At 50.6% G+C, this 14,438-nt stretch carries 13 protein-coding genes; 11 read left to right on the top strand and 2 right to left on the bottom strand.

The features are described 5' to 3' along the window. The first annotated feature begins 24 nt into the window (after nt 1–24). The 9 genes from AB1L17_RS17580 to AB1L17_RS17620 all read left to right on the top strand — a co-directional run bounded on the left by AB1L17_RS17580 (nt 25) and on the right by AB1L17_RS17620 (nt 9,816). The gene (locus AB1L17_RS17580) at nt 25–1,488 is read left to right on the top strand and encodes a sensor histidine kinase (protein WP_412845925.1); all 1,464 of its coding nucleotides are present in this window, start codon (nt 25–27) and stop codon (nt 1,486–1,488) included. Continuing rightward, nucleotides 1,485–2,180, top strand: a complete 696-nt coding sequence (locus AB1L17_RS17585; protein ID WP_412845924.1) for a response regulator transcription factor — start codon at nt 1,485–1,487, stop codon at nt 2,178–2,180. Before AB1L17_RS17580 ends, AB1L17_RS17585 begins: the two co-directional genes overlap by 4 nt. Nucleotides 2,181–2,328: 148 nt before the next feature. Then, the gene (locus tag AB1L17_RS17590) at nt 2,329–3,324 is read left to right on the top strand and encodes a beta-ketoacyl-ACP synthase III (RefSeq protein WP_412845923.1); all 996 of its coding nucleotides are present in this window, start codon (nt 2,329–2,331) and stop codon (nt 3,322–3,324) included. Then, nucleotides 3,314–4,489 (top strand): ATP-grasp domain-containing protein, encoded by a 1,176-nt coding sequence (locus AB1L17_RS17595; protein WP_412845922.1) that lies wholly within the window; start codon nt 3,314–3,316, stop codon nt 4,487–4,489. The genes AB1L17_RS17590 and AB1L17_RS17595 overlap by 11 nt, the downstream gene beginning before the upstream one ends. A gap of 36 nt (nt 4,490–4,525) precedes the next feature. Continuing rightward, nucleotides 4,526–5,527, top strand: coding sequence for an NAD-dependent epimerase/dehydratase family protein (locus AB1L17_RS17600; RefSeq protein ID WP_412845921.1), 1,002 nt, complete (start codon nt 4,526–4,528; stop codon nt 5,525–5,527). Continuing rightward, nucleotides 5,517–6,368, top strand: coding sequence for an MBL fold metallo-hydrolase (locus AB1L17_RS17605; protein WP_412845920.1), 852 nt, complete (start codon nt 5,517–5,519; stop codon nt 6,366–6,368). The genes AB1L17_RS17600 and AB1L17_RS17605 overlap by 11 nt, the downstream gene beginning before the upstream one ends. After that, complete coding sequence (locus tag AB1L17_RS17610; protein WP_412845919.1) at nt 6,356–7,690, top strand: F390 synthetase-related protein; 1,335 nt, start codon at nt 6,356–6,358, stop codon at nt 7,688–7,690. The genes AB1L17_RS17605 and AB1L17_RS17610 overlap by 13 nt, the downstream gene beginning before the upstream one ends. After that, nucleotides 7,683–8,828 carry a GNAT family N-acetyltransferase gene (locus AB1L17_RS17615; protein ID WP_412845918.1) on the top strand — a complete coding sequence of 382 codons (1,146 nt, stop codon included), beginning with the start codon at nt 7,683–7,685 and terminating at the stop codon, nt 8,826–8,828. Before AB1L17_RS17610 ends, AB1L17_RS17615 begins: the two co-directional genes overlap by 8 nt. 100 nt (nt 8,829–8,928) lie before the next feature. Further along, entirely contained in the window at nt 8,929–9,816 is an 888-nt protein-coding gene (locus AB1L17_RS17620; protein ID WP_412845917.1) for a DMT family transporter, read from the top strand. On the opposite strand, the gene AB1L17_RS17625 is transcribed toward AB1L17_RS17620, so the two are convergent. Continuing rightward, nucleotides 9,817–10,524, bottom strand: a complete 708-nt coding sequence (locus AB1L17_RS17625) for an ArsR/SmtB family transcription factor (RefSeq protein WP_412845916.1) — start codon at nt 10,522–10,524, stop codon at nt 9,817–9,819. It abuts the gene before it with no gap. 215 nt (nt 10,525–10,739) lie between these two features. Then, entirely contained in the window at nt 10,740–11,729 is a 990-nt protein-coding gene (locus AB1L17_RS17630) for a peptidoglycan DD-metalloendopeptidase family protein (RefSeq protein ID WP_412845915.1), read from the bottom strand. Between the two features lie 198 nt (nt 11,730–11,927). Here AB1L17_RS17630 and AB1L17_RS17635 point away from each other — a divergent pair, with 198 nt between their 5' ends. Both AB1L17_RS17635 and AB1L17_RS17640 read left to right on the top strand, forming a co-directional pair. After that, nucleotides 11,928–12,650: a response regulator transcription factor gene (locus AB1L17_RS17635; RefSeq protein WP_412845914.1), complete on the top strand. Its 723-nt coding sequence runs from the start codon at nt 11,928–11,930 to the stop codon at nt 12,648–12,650. Further along, nucleotides 12,640–14,403: a sensor histidine kinase gene (locus tag AB1L17_RS17640; RefSeq protein WP_412845913.1), complete on the top strand. Its 1,764-nt coding sequence runs from the start codon at nt 12,640–12,642 to the stop codon at nt 14,401–14,403. Before AB1L17_RS17635 ends, AB1L17_RS17640 begins: the two co-directional genes overlap by 11 nt. Nucleotides 14,404–14,438: the final 35 nt, after the last annotated feature.

A 14,438-nucleotide genomic window follows, 5' to 3' on the forward strand; every position in this document is an offset into this window, starting at 1 on the left:
CGAACAGTGAGGGAGTGATGAACCATGTCGATCAAAACAAGACTTTTGCTCTCCTATATCGCCATGATTATCATTCCCGTCGTTTTGTTTGGACTGGTGGCATCGGTATTGGCTAACTACTTTTGGGGGGGGCAGCTTGGTCATGAAAGAGAAGCAGGGAAACCGTTCTTTCGTGATACGCTCAATAAGCGAGACGAATTGTTTGCCGGTGTTACATTCATGGCCAAATACGCTCCCAATCAATTGACGAACCACGATATGCTGACAGAGACGGATGAGCAGTTGAAATCTGTCGGCGGAGCGTTGATTGTTACGAAGGACGGAAATGTGCTATTCGCCTCCCAGTCAATTGACAGCATGGAGCTACCGGAATATATGAGGGAACAGACCGATCCGCATAGCTGGAAGCAGTTTAAAAAGAGCGGCTATACGTTTGATACGTACGAGTTCACTTATGGTGATCAGAGTAAAGGAAAGCTCTACTTCCTGGCGAATTCCTTTCCTTTTATCCAAACGGGTATTTACTTCTCGATCGCAATGATTCTTAGTCTTCTCGTGATTGTAGCGCTGACGAACGGTGTTTTAACCTTTCTCGTCTCACGCAATATCCTCCGGCCGTTGTACGCACTAAAGCAGTCAGCGAACGAAATCAAGGAAGGCAATTTGGAGCGTCCTGTTCAGCTCAATCGCAAAGATGAGCTGGGGGAGCTGGGAGAAGCATTTGAAGAGATGCGGGTCAGATTGTATGATTCAATCCGCTTGCAGCTTCAGTACGAGGAAAATCGCAAGCAACTGATCTCCAGTATCTCGCACGATTTGAAAACACCCATTACGGGGATCAAAGCTTGCGTGGAAGCGGTGCAGGAAGGGATTGCGGATACCGAAGCGAAGCGGGATAAATATATGAAAATGATTGCGATCAAATCAGAACAGATGGACCGTCTGATCGATGAGCTGTTTTTATTTTCGAGGCTGGATTTGAACAAGTTTCCTTTTCACTTTGAAGAAGTAGATCTGAGAGTATATATGGTTCAGTTTGCCGAGGAATTGCGACTGGACCCCCGAATGCATGGCGTACAAATTCTGTATGACGAGAAGCATGACATTCCGATTACGGTCATGGCAGATCAGGAAAAACTCCATCGCGTGCTCATGAATATCGTGGACAATAGCCTGAAGTACTTGGACAAGGAAGCGAAGCTGATCCGATTGGAAGTAGAGAGTGGCGGCGGTGATGTGATCGTGACGTTGTCCGACAACGGGACTGGAATCGAAAAGGAAGCGATCCCCTATATTTTTGATCGTTTTTATCGGGCTGATCCTTCACGCAATTCGGCGATGGGAGGCAGTGGTCTTGGTCTTGCCATCGTCCAACAAATCGTAGAGGGGCACGGTGGTCGTGTATGGGCGGAAAGTGAGAGTGGAAGCGGGACCCGCATTTGTTTTTCCTTGCCTGATCTCAAGAAAGTCGGGGGCGACACGGTATGAAGCGTATTTTAATCATTGAAGATGACGAGATAATAGCAGAGGTGGAAAAGGATTACTTAGAGGCAAATGGCTACGTTGTAGACGTCGCTACTTCCGGTGATACGGGCTTGCAAAAAGGGCTGCAAGAGGAGTATGACCTGCTGATTTTAGACCTGATGCTACCGATCGTGGATGGCTTCGAAATTTGCAAGCAAGTACGCGAAGCCAAAAATATTCCCATTCTGCTCGTGACGGCGAAAAAGGAAGACATCGACAAGATCCGGGGTCTAGGGCTGGGTGCCGACGATCATATTAGCAAGCCGTTTAGCTTAGGTGAACTGGTAGCGAGGGTCAAAGCCCATTTGGCCCGTTATGATCGCCTTGTCTCCGATGCCAAACCGCGTGCGTCAAAAGAGGAAATCAAGCTTCGCGGGATTCGCATCGACAAGCTGGCGAGAAGAGTCTACATCAACGACAAGGAAGTCGTTTTCACTTCCAAGGAGTACGACCTCTTGCTCTTTTTGGTGATACATCCCAACTGGGTATTCAGCAAGACGGAGCTGTTTGAAAAAATTTGGGGTCTCGATTCGTACGGGGATATCGCGACGGTGACGGTTCATATCAGCAAGCTGCGGGAAAAAATCGAGAATGATCCGTCCAAGCCGCAATACATAGAGACAGTATGGGGAGTCGGTTACCGATTTTTGCTATAGCAGGTGCACAAATCGTAGGATATGTAAACACTTGGGTATTTAGAACCAAGTGTTTATTCTGTTTACCACATCTCATCAATCTTATGTAAAATAAATGGCAGAAGTGGAATAGTGTGTGAGTAACGCGGAGCAGAGGGAGACACAGATCATGGAGAGAAAAATCAAAATCCTCGGAACGGGGAAATATTTGCCCACTAAGCGAGTGACAGCAGCAGATCTGGAGGAAAAACTGGGACTCGCCGCTGGTTGGGTAGAGAAAAAGTCCGGGGTGAGCGTCAGGCATTTTGTGACGAACGAAACAGCGGCGCAAATGGGTGCCATTGCTGCCAGGCGTGCTTTGGAGGCAGCAGGACTCACACTTTACGATATCGATTGTATCGTGTGTGCCAGCGGAACGGCGCAACAGGAAATCCCCTGCACGGCGGCATTGATTCAGGAGGAGCTTCAGTTAAGCAAATCAGGTATACCCTGCTTTGATATAAATGCGACATGCTTGAGTTTCGTCACGGCCCTTGATGTGATGTCTTGCCAGATGGCGCTAGGTGGTTATGAGCGAGTATTGATCATATCGACAGAGATATCCTCAGCAGGCTTGAATTGGGAGCAAAAGGAGAGCTGTGTACTGTTCGGAGATGGAGCAGCGGCTGTCGTCATTGGCAGGACGCCAGGAACAGAAAGCTCCCGAATCTTGGGCTCAAGGATGAAAACATACAGTGAGGGCGCGCACTATTCCGAAATCAGGGGTGGCGGTACGCTCATTCACCCGCGCCAATATGCACAAGGAAGAGAAGCTGATTTTGCTTTTGACATGGATGGACGGAAAATTTTTCGCCTGACCTCGCAGCTGATTACCGGATTTGTGGATCGATTGCTATCGTCTGCATCCGTAACCAAGGAGCAGATTCAGGCTGTTATTCCCCATCAGGCAAGCGGGATGGCAATGCGGATCATGGCAGGCAAGCTCGGCTTTCACGACCAGCAGATGGTGAACATTTTGGCTGATCACGGCAATGTGATAGCGGCCTCGATCCCGATGGCGCTGCATGAAGCGATTACACAGAAGCGTGTGAGACGAGGGGATCATCTCTTGCTGTTGGGTACATCAGCTGGCTTGTCTCTCGGAGGAATTGTTCTTGAATACTAAAAAATCAGTCTTGCTGACGGGCGGTCGAGCTCCAGCCACACTAGAGCTGGCACGATTGCTTGGCGCTGCTGGACATCGAGTCATTGTAGCGGAGAGTGCGCGGCGACATTTATGCCAGCACTCTCGTTACGTAGAGCGCTCCTACCAAGTTCCGCCTCCCCGGCAGCAGCCGGATGCGTATGTGGAAAAACTGTGCGAAATCATGCAGCGTGAGCGCATCGATCTGTTAATTCCGACGTGTGAGGAGATTTTCTACGTATCGCGCGGGCGGGATCAATTGCTTGGCTTTGGTGATGTGCTCGTGGAAAGGCTGGATGTACTGCGCTCGTTGCACGACAAATGGCTTTTTGCAGAAATGGCGCGCGAGGTAGGAGCTTTGGTCCCTCAGACGGTTCGGGTGCAATCCCCAGCTCAATTGCGGGAGGCCGTGCAGCAAGCGGGCGGTCCAGTAGTGTTGAAGCCCGTGTATTCCCGGTTCGCAGCTCATGTACGGATCATTGCAGACCCGTCATCTGCGGCAGGACAGTCCACACTACCAGAACCGACAGCCGAACAGCCATGGCTTGTCCAGCAGTTTATCAAAGGGAGACAGGTGTGCAGCTACGCAGTTGCTCATGACGGCCAGCTCACACTTTATGCCGATTACGAAACAACACATACGGCAGGGCAAGGAGCATCGATTCATTTCGTCTATGCCGCACATCCGCAAGTAAGAGATTTTGTAACCCGGTTCGTGCGGCGGCACCAGTTTAGCGGTCAGATCGCATTTGACCTGATCGAGAACGAGCGAGGAGAGCTATACGTGATCGAGTGCAATCCACGCCTGACTAGCGGTGTGCATTTATTCACGGAGCAACGAGAGGCAGCAGCCGCTTATTTTTCTAGGCTGGGAAATACCGTTGTTCCCGCTGGAGACCAAACCTGCATGCTAGGGATGGCGATGCTGACATACGGAATCGCAGGCCTGACAAATAAAGACAAGGCAAAGCGCTGGGCGAGCGACCTGTTTTCTGCAAGAGATGTGTTGCTCACACGGGATGATCCAAGGCCTTTTTTTGACCAGTTCTGGATGCTGGCTGATTTGGCTTGGCAGAGTATCCGTACGAGAAAAAGCATGATCGCTTGCAGCACGAGCGATATCGAATGGAACGGAGAAGAGGCATAAATCATGCGATTTTCTCCAAAGAAGGATGTGGGAGACATGAACAAGCGAGTGCTAGTGACAGGGGCGACGGGGTTTCTCGGTCAGAAGCTGGTCACGAGGCTGCATGAGATGGGCTATGAGGTGACCGCGCAGGGACGAGACGAGCGGATTGGTCGACTTTTGCAGGATCGAGGCATACGATTTCTTCGGGCAGACATAAGAGATAAGGAAGCCATGATGAGGGCTTGTCGCGATCAGGACATCGTGCATCACGCAGCTGCTTTTTCCTCCCCGTGGGGAACGTATAAAGACATGTACGAGACGAATGTGACAGGGACGATTCATGTCATCGAGGGCTGCAAGCAACACGGCATCCAGCGGCTGATCCATGTATCGACGCCGAGCATTTATTTTGCTTTTGACGATAAGCTGGGTATCCGCGAAGATGAACCGTTGCCCGTACGTTTTGCCAATACATACGCACATACCAAATATCAGGCGGAGCTTGAGGTAGACAAGGCATTTCTTGCTGGGCTTCCGACGATTACGATTCGTCCGCGTGCACTGTTTGGACCCGGTGACAATGCGATCCTGCCCAGATTGATTCGTGCCAATGAAAAGAAATTCGTACCGCTTATCGGTGGAGGCAAGGCGATCATCGATTTGACCTATGTAGAAAATGTCGTGGACGCGCTGATTTTGTGCATGGATTCTCCAGAGCACACATTGGGACAGGCTTACAATATTACAAATGGGGAGCCAGTGACGATGATCGAGGTATTGTCAGATGTGTTCCGACGCTTGGGTGTTTCGTTGAAAACACGCGAGCTGCCATATTGGAAGGCGTATGCGGCAGCTTGGGTGCTCGAAGCACTCTCCAAGACTGTTTTGGGCTATCGCGAGCCGGTTTTGACGCGTTACTCGGTAGGTGTGCTCGCCAAATCACAAACCTTGGATATCTCGAAGGCGAAGCGAGATTTGGGCTATGAACCGCGCGTGAGCATCGCAGAGGGCATCGAGACGTTTACAGAGTGGTGGAGGACGCAAGATGGACGTTAAATTGACGCTGATGGATACGGGCTACTGCCAGCAGCTGGAAATGTTTTCGCGAAAAGGCGGCCGGATGAAGAACATTCCGTTTCACGCCATTGCAGGCCTTATCGAGCACCCTGTCCACGGCTTGCTGCTGTTTGATACGGGTTATTCGCAACGATTTTTTGAAGCCACGAGCAAGCTCCCTTATTCGTTGTATGGCAAAATAACGCCTGTATTCTCAGAGGCGCAACAGAGCGTTTGTGAGCAGCTTGCGGCGCAAGGGATCAAAACGACGGACATAGCGGGCATTCTCATATCTCATTTCCACGCAGATCATATCGGCGGCTTGCGAGATTTCCCACATGCACGACTGTACTGCTTCGAGAGTGCCTACAAGCATGTCAAGGGAAAGCGGGGATGGTCTGCGCTTCGGGAGGCGTACTTGCCGGATTTGATGCCAGACGATTTCGAGGAGCGCGTGACTTTTATTGATCGTGGCAGGAGGTTGGCATTGCCTGAGACATACGCGCCATATCGAGAGGGCTACGATTTGTTTGCGGATCAGAGTCTGTACATCGTCGATCTGAACGGACATGCGATCGGGCAATTTGGTGTGTTCCTGCGTGATCACGAGCATGGCGACGTATTTTTGTGCGCGGATGCCGCTTGGTCGAGTGAAGCATATCGCGGCAATCTGTTGCCTCATCCGCTGGCGAGACTGATCATGGCGGATCGTCAGGCGTATCGTGAGCATTTGCACCAACTGCATGTGCTATCGAGCAAGCGTCCTGACATGAAGATCATGCCTACGCACTGCGGGGAAGTCTGGCAGGCGAGCAGAGGAGAATTCGCATGGAGATCATGACGCTCTTGAAGCAATACGTAAAGACGAAGTGGCTCGCCCGTCGGCTTTCCTCGCGTGAGCAGCTGGTGAATTGGCAGGATAATCAGGTCAAGGCAATGCTGTCTCGCATTTTGCCTGCTGCTCCTTTTTACCGGAAGAGAATAGGTTCACCTGAACGATGGAGACAGATGGAGCCGATTGATAAAAAGCGTATGATGGACCATTTTGACGAGCTGAATACGTATGGGATCAAGAAGGAAGAAGCGTTTGCGATTGCACTGAAAGCAGAAACGACACGCGATTTCACTCCCCAATTACATGGTGTAACCGTAGGCTTATCCTCAGGAACGTCTGGCAATCGCGGGCTTTTTCTGGTGGGCCCGCAGGAACAGGCAAAATGGGCGGGCGTGATTTTGGCAAAAGCACTGCCTGGTCCGCTCTGGTCCACGCATCGAATTGCTTTTTTCTTGCGAGCGAACAGCAACCTGTACACGGCGGTCAACAGGAGACGCATTCAATTCTCGTTCTTCGATTTGCAAATACCGCTCGATCAACACTTAGATCATCTGAATCAGTATCAGCCGACCGTGTTGGTTGCACCTGCCTCCATGCTGAGGATGCTCGCGACTGCCCAGCGTCAAGGAAAACTGCGGATATCTCCGGTCAAGGTGATCTCGGTGGCGGAAGTGTTGGACCCGTTGGATCAAAAATACATAGCGGAAGTGTTCGGGCAGATCGTTCATCAAATTTATCAATGCACAGAAGGACTGCTTGCGGTGAGCTGCTCACATGGGACCTTGCATGTCAATGAAGATCTCGTGGTGGTGGAGAAGGAATATCTCGATGAGCAAAAGGAACGGTTTTTTCCGATTATCACGGACTTTTCCCGCACCACACAGCCGATCATCCGTTATCGCTTGAACGACATTTTGACGGAAAAGCGTACGCCGTGTCCGTGCGGCTCTGTGTTTATGGCATTGGAATCGATTGAGGGCAGGGCAGATGATTTGTTTGTTTTTCGCCACGAAAACGAAGAGCGTTGGATAACGGTCTTTCCCGATTTCATCCGCCGGGCTGTCATCACCACTTCTGATGCGATCGAAGAGTATACGGTACGGCAGCTAAGCCACGAGCAGGTAGAGGTATCCCTGCTCATGAAGGATGGAGAGGGACCGTCTGTGGAAGATCAGGAACAAGTACGCCAAAGCCTGGAGCGAGTCATTGCCGAGCAAAAAGGACAATTGCCAGCGATTGTGTTTACACCGTACCATCTGAATCTCGGCACGAAAAAATTGCGGCGCGTAGAGAGGATGTTTGTTCAAGGTGAGCAGGCAAGTGATTGAATGGCATGATAGAGGCTCGCAGGGTCAAATCCCTTGGGAACAAGTACAAGATACCGACTATGTGAAAAGCTACTTGATGCCGATGATGACGGAACAGCCCGCCCGCTACGTACAAAATGTACAGACGCGCATGCTGGCACTCCGTGTAGGGGATCGAATCATGCCCGTTACGGTGAACGAGGCCGAGTATGACAATTCGTATGTCAGTTCGGTGTATACCCATTACGTGACGTACGCAAAGGAAGAGCTCGGCATGCTCGATTCAGCGCTTCTGAGGCGTGTGCTGTCGACTGTCCTTTCCGGGCTCGGGTTCTGGATGAAACAGAGCCAATGCAACAAAATGGTTATCATCAACAATTGGCTGTTATCGACGAACCTGTATCATGATTTGCGTGCGGATGAAGTGAAGGGCATCACGCAAAGCTGCATGCAAAAGTTTCCCGGACATATCATCGCGTTTCGATCCGTTTGTCAGAGGCTCTACCCGGACTTGTACAAGGGGCTTGCGGCAGAGGGCTATCTCATGGTTCCCAGTCGCTATGTATATCTGTTTCACCCCGATTGGCCAGCGCAGAGCAAGTGGCGGGTACGCAATACGCTCAGTCGCGATCGGAAAATGCTTGCAAAATCCGGCTATCGCATCCTTCGACATGAGGAGCTAGGGGAGCAGCATATGGAACGAATCGTCGCTTTATATAACTCGTTGTATTTGGATAAATACTCCAAGCATAATCCACAATTCTCGATGGAGTTCGTCAGGCTGGCGATGCAAAAGAGGACGTTGACCCTCATCGGGTTGGAAAAGGACGGACAGCTGGACGGCATTCTCGGCTATTTTGAGCGCAATGGTGTCATGACGACACCGCTTTTCGGCTATGATACTGCGCTTCCAAAAGAAACCGGGTTGTATCGCATGCTGTCGTGCCTGCTCGTGCTGGAAGCTGAGAGCAAAGGCATTTTGCTGCATCAAAGTGCCGGAGTAGGCGCATTCAAAGCAGACAGGGGAGCGGAGGGTGAACCGGAATATACAGCGGTGTACGTCAAGCATTTGCCGTTGCATCGTCGGCTCGTCTGGAAGGTACTGGCTGTCTTGCTGAATCAGATCGGGATCAAAATGGTGGAAAAGTACCGACTGTAAAACGGCAAATTTGCACACTTCGACCCTCATCGAACTAACCGCCAGGTACACTACATGTAAGAAGAAACAAGTAGCTTGCCTGAAACGGGGGAATCACATCTTGAATCGAATATTGTTCGGCATTCTCGTCGTCGTCACGACATCCTTGATGGGCTCGTCCTTTGCAGTAGGAAAAATTGGTCTGGCTTACTTTTCACCCTTGCTGTTGGTAGGTCTGCGATTTACATTGGCAGGACTCCTCATGGCAGCGTGGGTATGGAAAAAGCCGCTCCCGAAATCGGCGGGTGACTGGGGAAAGCTGTGTCTGATCGGATTTTTGCAGACGGCGGCTGTCATGGGTTGTATCTTTTTGAGTCTACGCACGATTACAGCAGGTGAATCCTCGATCCTGACATTTATGAATCCGCTGCTCGTGGTCATATGGGGGACGCTGTTTCTAGGGATATCCTATCGGCTGACGCAATGGATGGGTGTTCTGATTGGACTTGTCGGGGTATTCATCACATTGGGCTTTCATTTGCAATGGGAGACGGGCACGTTGTTCGGCATCGGGTCTGCCCTCTCTTGGTCGATTGCCACGATTCTCGTAAAAAAGTGGGGAGTCCGCTTCAACGTGTGGGTGATGACTGCCTATCAGATGCTGTTCGGAGGAATTCTTCTCCTCGTCATGGGGTTGACACTGGAGACGCCAAAGCTGATCATTACACCGACCTCCGTGTTCGTCGTCCTATGGCTCGCGATCATGGCTTCTATTGTGCAGTTTGCGACGTGGTTCTACTTGCTGAATCACGGAGATCCGGGCAGAACGAGTGCCTTTTTGTTCCTCGCTCCGTTCTTCGGAGTACTGTCAGGCTGGCTGTTGTTGGGTGAGGTAGTACAATGGCATGTGTATGTAGGGGGACTGTTGATTTTTGCAGGGATATTCCTCGTGAACTGGACGTTTGCTCCGCGGAGGCAAGTAAGTGAAAAAGCACAGCTGGCAGAGTAGCTAGCTGTGCTTTTTGCCTTCATCTACATGCAGTCCGAACTCGGTCATAAATCCAGAGCTGCCTAATGGCGTAACACGGACTGCTCTCCCGCCTGGCACTCGCTCAATCCAGCCAAGCTCAAACAAGCGGTTGGTGAGAGAGGCACCGAGACTGCCTGCCAGGTGGTGGCGACGCTCGCTCCAATCGAGACACGGACGGGCATAGCGGCGTCTGCTCTTCGGCTTGGCCTGAAGGTCTACGCCGAGTGATTGCAGCTTGTTTTTTCCCGCTTCACTGAGCACGTAGTCTTGACCGGATGCTTCAATCAGCTGTAATTCCAGCATTTTCTGTGTCAGGGCAACGCCCACTTCTCCTGCGAGATGGTCGTAGCAGGTGCGAGCATAGCGGATGGCACGCAATTGGTCGGACTCGCGCAAGGAACGAACCGGCTTAGGCGCAGCGATGGTCATTAGCGATTCCATGGCTTGGGCGACCTCAGGGCTGGCCAGGCGATAGTAGCGATGTCGGCCGTGCGATTCGCTGACCAAAAGACCGCCTTCCACGAGCTTTGCCAGATGCGTGCTTGCTGTTTGGGGGGTGACTTTTGCGTTTCGTGCGAGTTCACTGGCGGGGAGTGCCTTACCGTTCATCAGGCTGACCAGGATGGAGACGCGAGAAGGTTCTCCTATGAGGGACGCGACCTCTATAATATTCGGGCTGGTACTCATCTGACAGTGGACCTCCTCTATCAATTTATATCTTCTTATTAATGACTCTAGCAGATTCTTACAGCTAAAAAAACAAGAGATGTTCCATAAAGATCCACCTGGCGGAGAAGGAGCCTGCTGGAATTTCAGCGGGGATCAATAGAGAAAACGGCCGTCTGCCACTTTGTTTGATTTCCAAAGTGATAGACGGCCGCTGCTTAACAGTGTCATATGAATTACTTCGCGGTAATGCTTTCCCCTTGACGCGGATTCAATCCATTTTCCCATTGCACGCGAATGGATTTACTCTTGTACAAATCTTTGCCGTCAGAGACTTGGTAATGCAGATGAGGCTCGCTGGAATTGCCGGAGTTGCCGCATAGCCCGAGCACATCGCCTTTTTTCACACGATCGCCAACCTTCACCGAGGCGGAGCCTTCCTTCAAATGTGCGAAGTAGCTGAATTCTCCGTTACCATGGTCTAGGATGACGACATTGCCAGCAGGCTTCTGCGCGTTCATGGCGCCGACAGGTACGTTATCCTTAATATCATTGACGACGTGGACGACTGTTCCTGCCTGCGGTGCGAGTATTTCTTGACCGAATGCGTAGTAGCTCTCGTTCTTCGCAGGGTCTCCCTTGTAGGATAGCCCGTCTTTGACCTGAATCAGATCGTACGCATAGCGCTGGCTTTCTAACTCGTAGTGATAGTTCGAAAGGACATCCTGGCCTCCCCAGAACACATACCACTCTCCTGTAAACGGTGCGCTGTACGCAAGCTTAGTCAAAGCATTGTCCGTGTCAGGGTGCCTTTCCACTGGCTTTAATAAAACACCCGTAATGATCCCTTTTTCATCCGTCGAAAGGACAAGACCCCGCTTGCCGTCCTGATCCACCCAGGTATCATAATAGCTGCCGTTGAAGAGCATCTGAGAATGGTGATTCCACGACGTCACCCCCTTGCTAAAGGCGGTAAACCCCTCTACAAATTGTGCTTTGGAAACTTGATTTTGGAATGAAGTGCTAGTCTGCTCGTAGACGTATTCCATTTTGCCGTCAAGGAGAGCTTGCACAAAAGATTCTGCTTTTACAGTCATTGTCTTTGCACCTTCTTCTTTCTTTTTAAGCGATTCAGTATTCGGGGCTTTTGCGGTTGCTTCTGATTGTGCAACACATCCGGTCAAAAGAACTGCACCTATACCGAGTGAAATCCATACTTTTTTCATGTCGCCACTCCTATCCTTTTTCTTTGCGCTGCTTTCATTATAGAAAGCCATTCTTATCGGACATGAAACGCCAGCTTACAAGATTCTTAAATCAATCGCTTAAAATTATGATTCCGTTAAGGTTGTTGCGGACACGCGCTGACGCCACGCATGATAAAATGGAGGATAACGCAAAAGCACAAAAGGAGCGAAGTGATCGTGAAAGATGCAGCTATCCTTCTCGTGGATGACGAGCAAGCCATTCTCCAATTGCTTGAGACCGTGCTGCGCAAAGAAGGATTTCACTCGATCGACCAGGTCAAAACGTCCGAAGAGGCGCTGACCGCATGCGAGCGAAAAAGCTATGACCTGATCGTCTTAGACGTAACGCTGCCGAACATGAGCGGCATAGAAGCCTGTCCGTTCATCCGCCGACTGACGGATGCGCCGATATTGTTTTTAAGTGCGAGAGATACTGATTTTGACAAGCTGACCGGATTTGCTGTTGGCGGGGATGATTATGTGACGAAGCCGTTTAACCCGATGGAGATCGTCGCACGCATCAAGGCATTGCTTCGTCGTACACACAAATCAAATCCAGCCCCGGTAGTCCACGTTCACGGGGTCCTCGATTTTGGGCGTTTTCAAGTCTATGAAGCAGCAGGGGAGCTCCATGTAGAGGGGACAGTGATTCCTTGTCCTTCCCTTGTTTTTCAACTGTTGCTATTTTTGTGTAAAAATCCGAATCGTATCTTTTCGAAAAGCGAGCTGTACGAGCGGGTATGGGGCGTGAATAGCTTACGTGACGACAACACCATCATGGTACATATCCACCGGATTCGGGAGCGCATCGAACCCGATCCGGCCCAACCGGAATATTTAGTGAACGTCAGGGGCCTTGGGTACAAATTAGTGAAAAAGGGTCTTCCTTATGAATATTAAGAGCAGAATCGCGCTTCATCTGATTACGTGGCTTGTCCTTGTGGGGATCGTTTTACTTGTGCTGGCCGGAGTGATCATGTATTGGACGCTCGATGAATTCACAAAAATAGAAGCTTCACAGCAATTCGAGGGGGCTGGTGCGCAGCGGCTGATCCAGACGATGGAAGCAGATGGTGAGAATGTTCGTTTCGATCCAGAGCTATTGGAACAGCTCGGTAAGAGCGGAGGGTGGCTTCAGCGAATCAATAAATCGGGTCATGTAACAGATGCGTTCTTCACCCCACCTGATGTACCGAGCTACTACGGTCCGGGAGAATTAACTGCTTATTGGCTAGGAAAAAGTCCTTTTCCATACAAGTTATCCTTATGGGTCAAAGAAAAAGATGGTGTGGTTCACACGCTGCTCTATGGGTTGCCGAATCAAGATAACAACTTTTTGCAGCAAGTGGTTGACGAGGCGACCATTCAAAGCAAGGAAATTATTCTTCCAGAGAGCATCCAGGATCAACTGAAGAGCAGATCGGGCTGGGTCCAGCTGCTGGATGCAAAAGGGGTAGAGCTTGCCGCATTCAATAAGCCGCCCCAAGCACGTTCCGCCTTCACGGTCGACGAACTGACGCTTCGTACGTTTTACCCTGGTCGTTACGGTACGAAGCTTGAATTGCACTATGACAAGAAGAGCGGTCAGACGTGGTTGCTCAGTTTCCCGGTACCTGGCATGAGCCCTGAACAAGAAGGGAGGATGGCCCCGGAAAATCAGGTGTTATTGACCGGGATGGGGTTGCTTCTCTTGACGGCGTTTGTCGTGTTTGTCATCATTTCTTATTTGTTCGGACAGCGCTTCGGTGCACCTATCATTCACGTGTTACAGTGGCTGACTTTTCTGCGTGGAGGAAGGTATGAGGAGCCAACCAATGTGGATGGCGTTCCGCGCAGCCAAGACAAGCGGGGAAAAAGAAAGCGCAAATACCGTATCTACCAAGATGTGATGGAGTCCATGGACTCCTTGTCGCAAACGCTTTATCGCAACGAAAAGCTCCAGCAAGAAACCGAACAAATGAGAAACGAGTGGATTGCTGGCGTTTCCCATGATCTAAAAACGCCACTGTCCTCTGTCAAAGGGTATGCGCATTTGTTAGGAAATGCTGAATATGTATGGACGACGGAAGAGGTACATGCTTTTGCCAAAATTATTTTGGACAAATCGGCGCACATGGAGGACCTGATCAACGATTTGGCGCTGACATATCGTTTGCGGAACGGACAAGGTGCCCCGACAGTCGAGCTCGTCGACCTGAACGTTTGCACAGCAGAAGCCATCAAAGAAGCAGCAAAGCATCCAGCATACCCGGATGAATGCATCCGTTTTTCCCCGTCAGCTGCATCTGTTTACATGCTCGTCTACAAGCCCTGGTTTCAGCGTATTGTGGATAATCTGGTTGCAAATGCACTGTTGCACAACGATAGCGGTACGATTGTGTCGATTACGGTGCAGGCAGTCGAGCCATCCTCTGTTGTGCTCATCTTTAACGACAACGGCAGAGGGATGGACGAAGAAACCGCAGACCGACTTTTCGAGAGGTATTACCGTGGGACGGACACCGAGTCCCGTACGGAAGGCTCTGGACTTGGGATGGTCATTACGAAAGCATTAGTCGAAGCATTTGGCGGTTCCATTGAAGTGAATACGGCTGTCGGGCAGGGGACGACCATTTCGATTACTTGGGAAGCTGAGCAACCGCCCCGGACATAGATCGGTTTTCTCAACAAGAAAAAGGCTGCTTTGTG

Source organism: Brevibacillus jepli (genome assembly GCF_047229145.1).
GTDB lineage: Bacteria > Bacillota > Bacilli > Brevibacillales > Brevibacillaceae > Brevibacillus.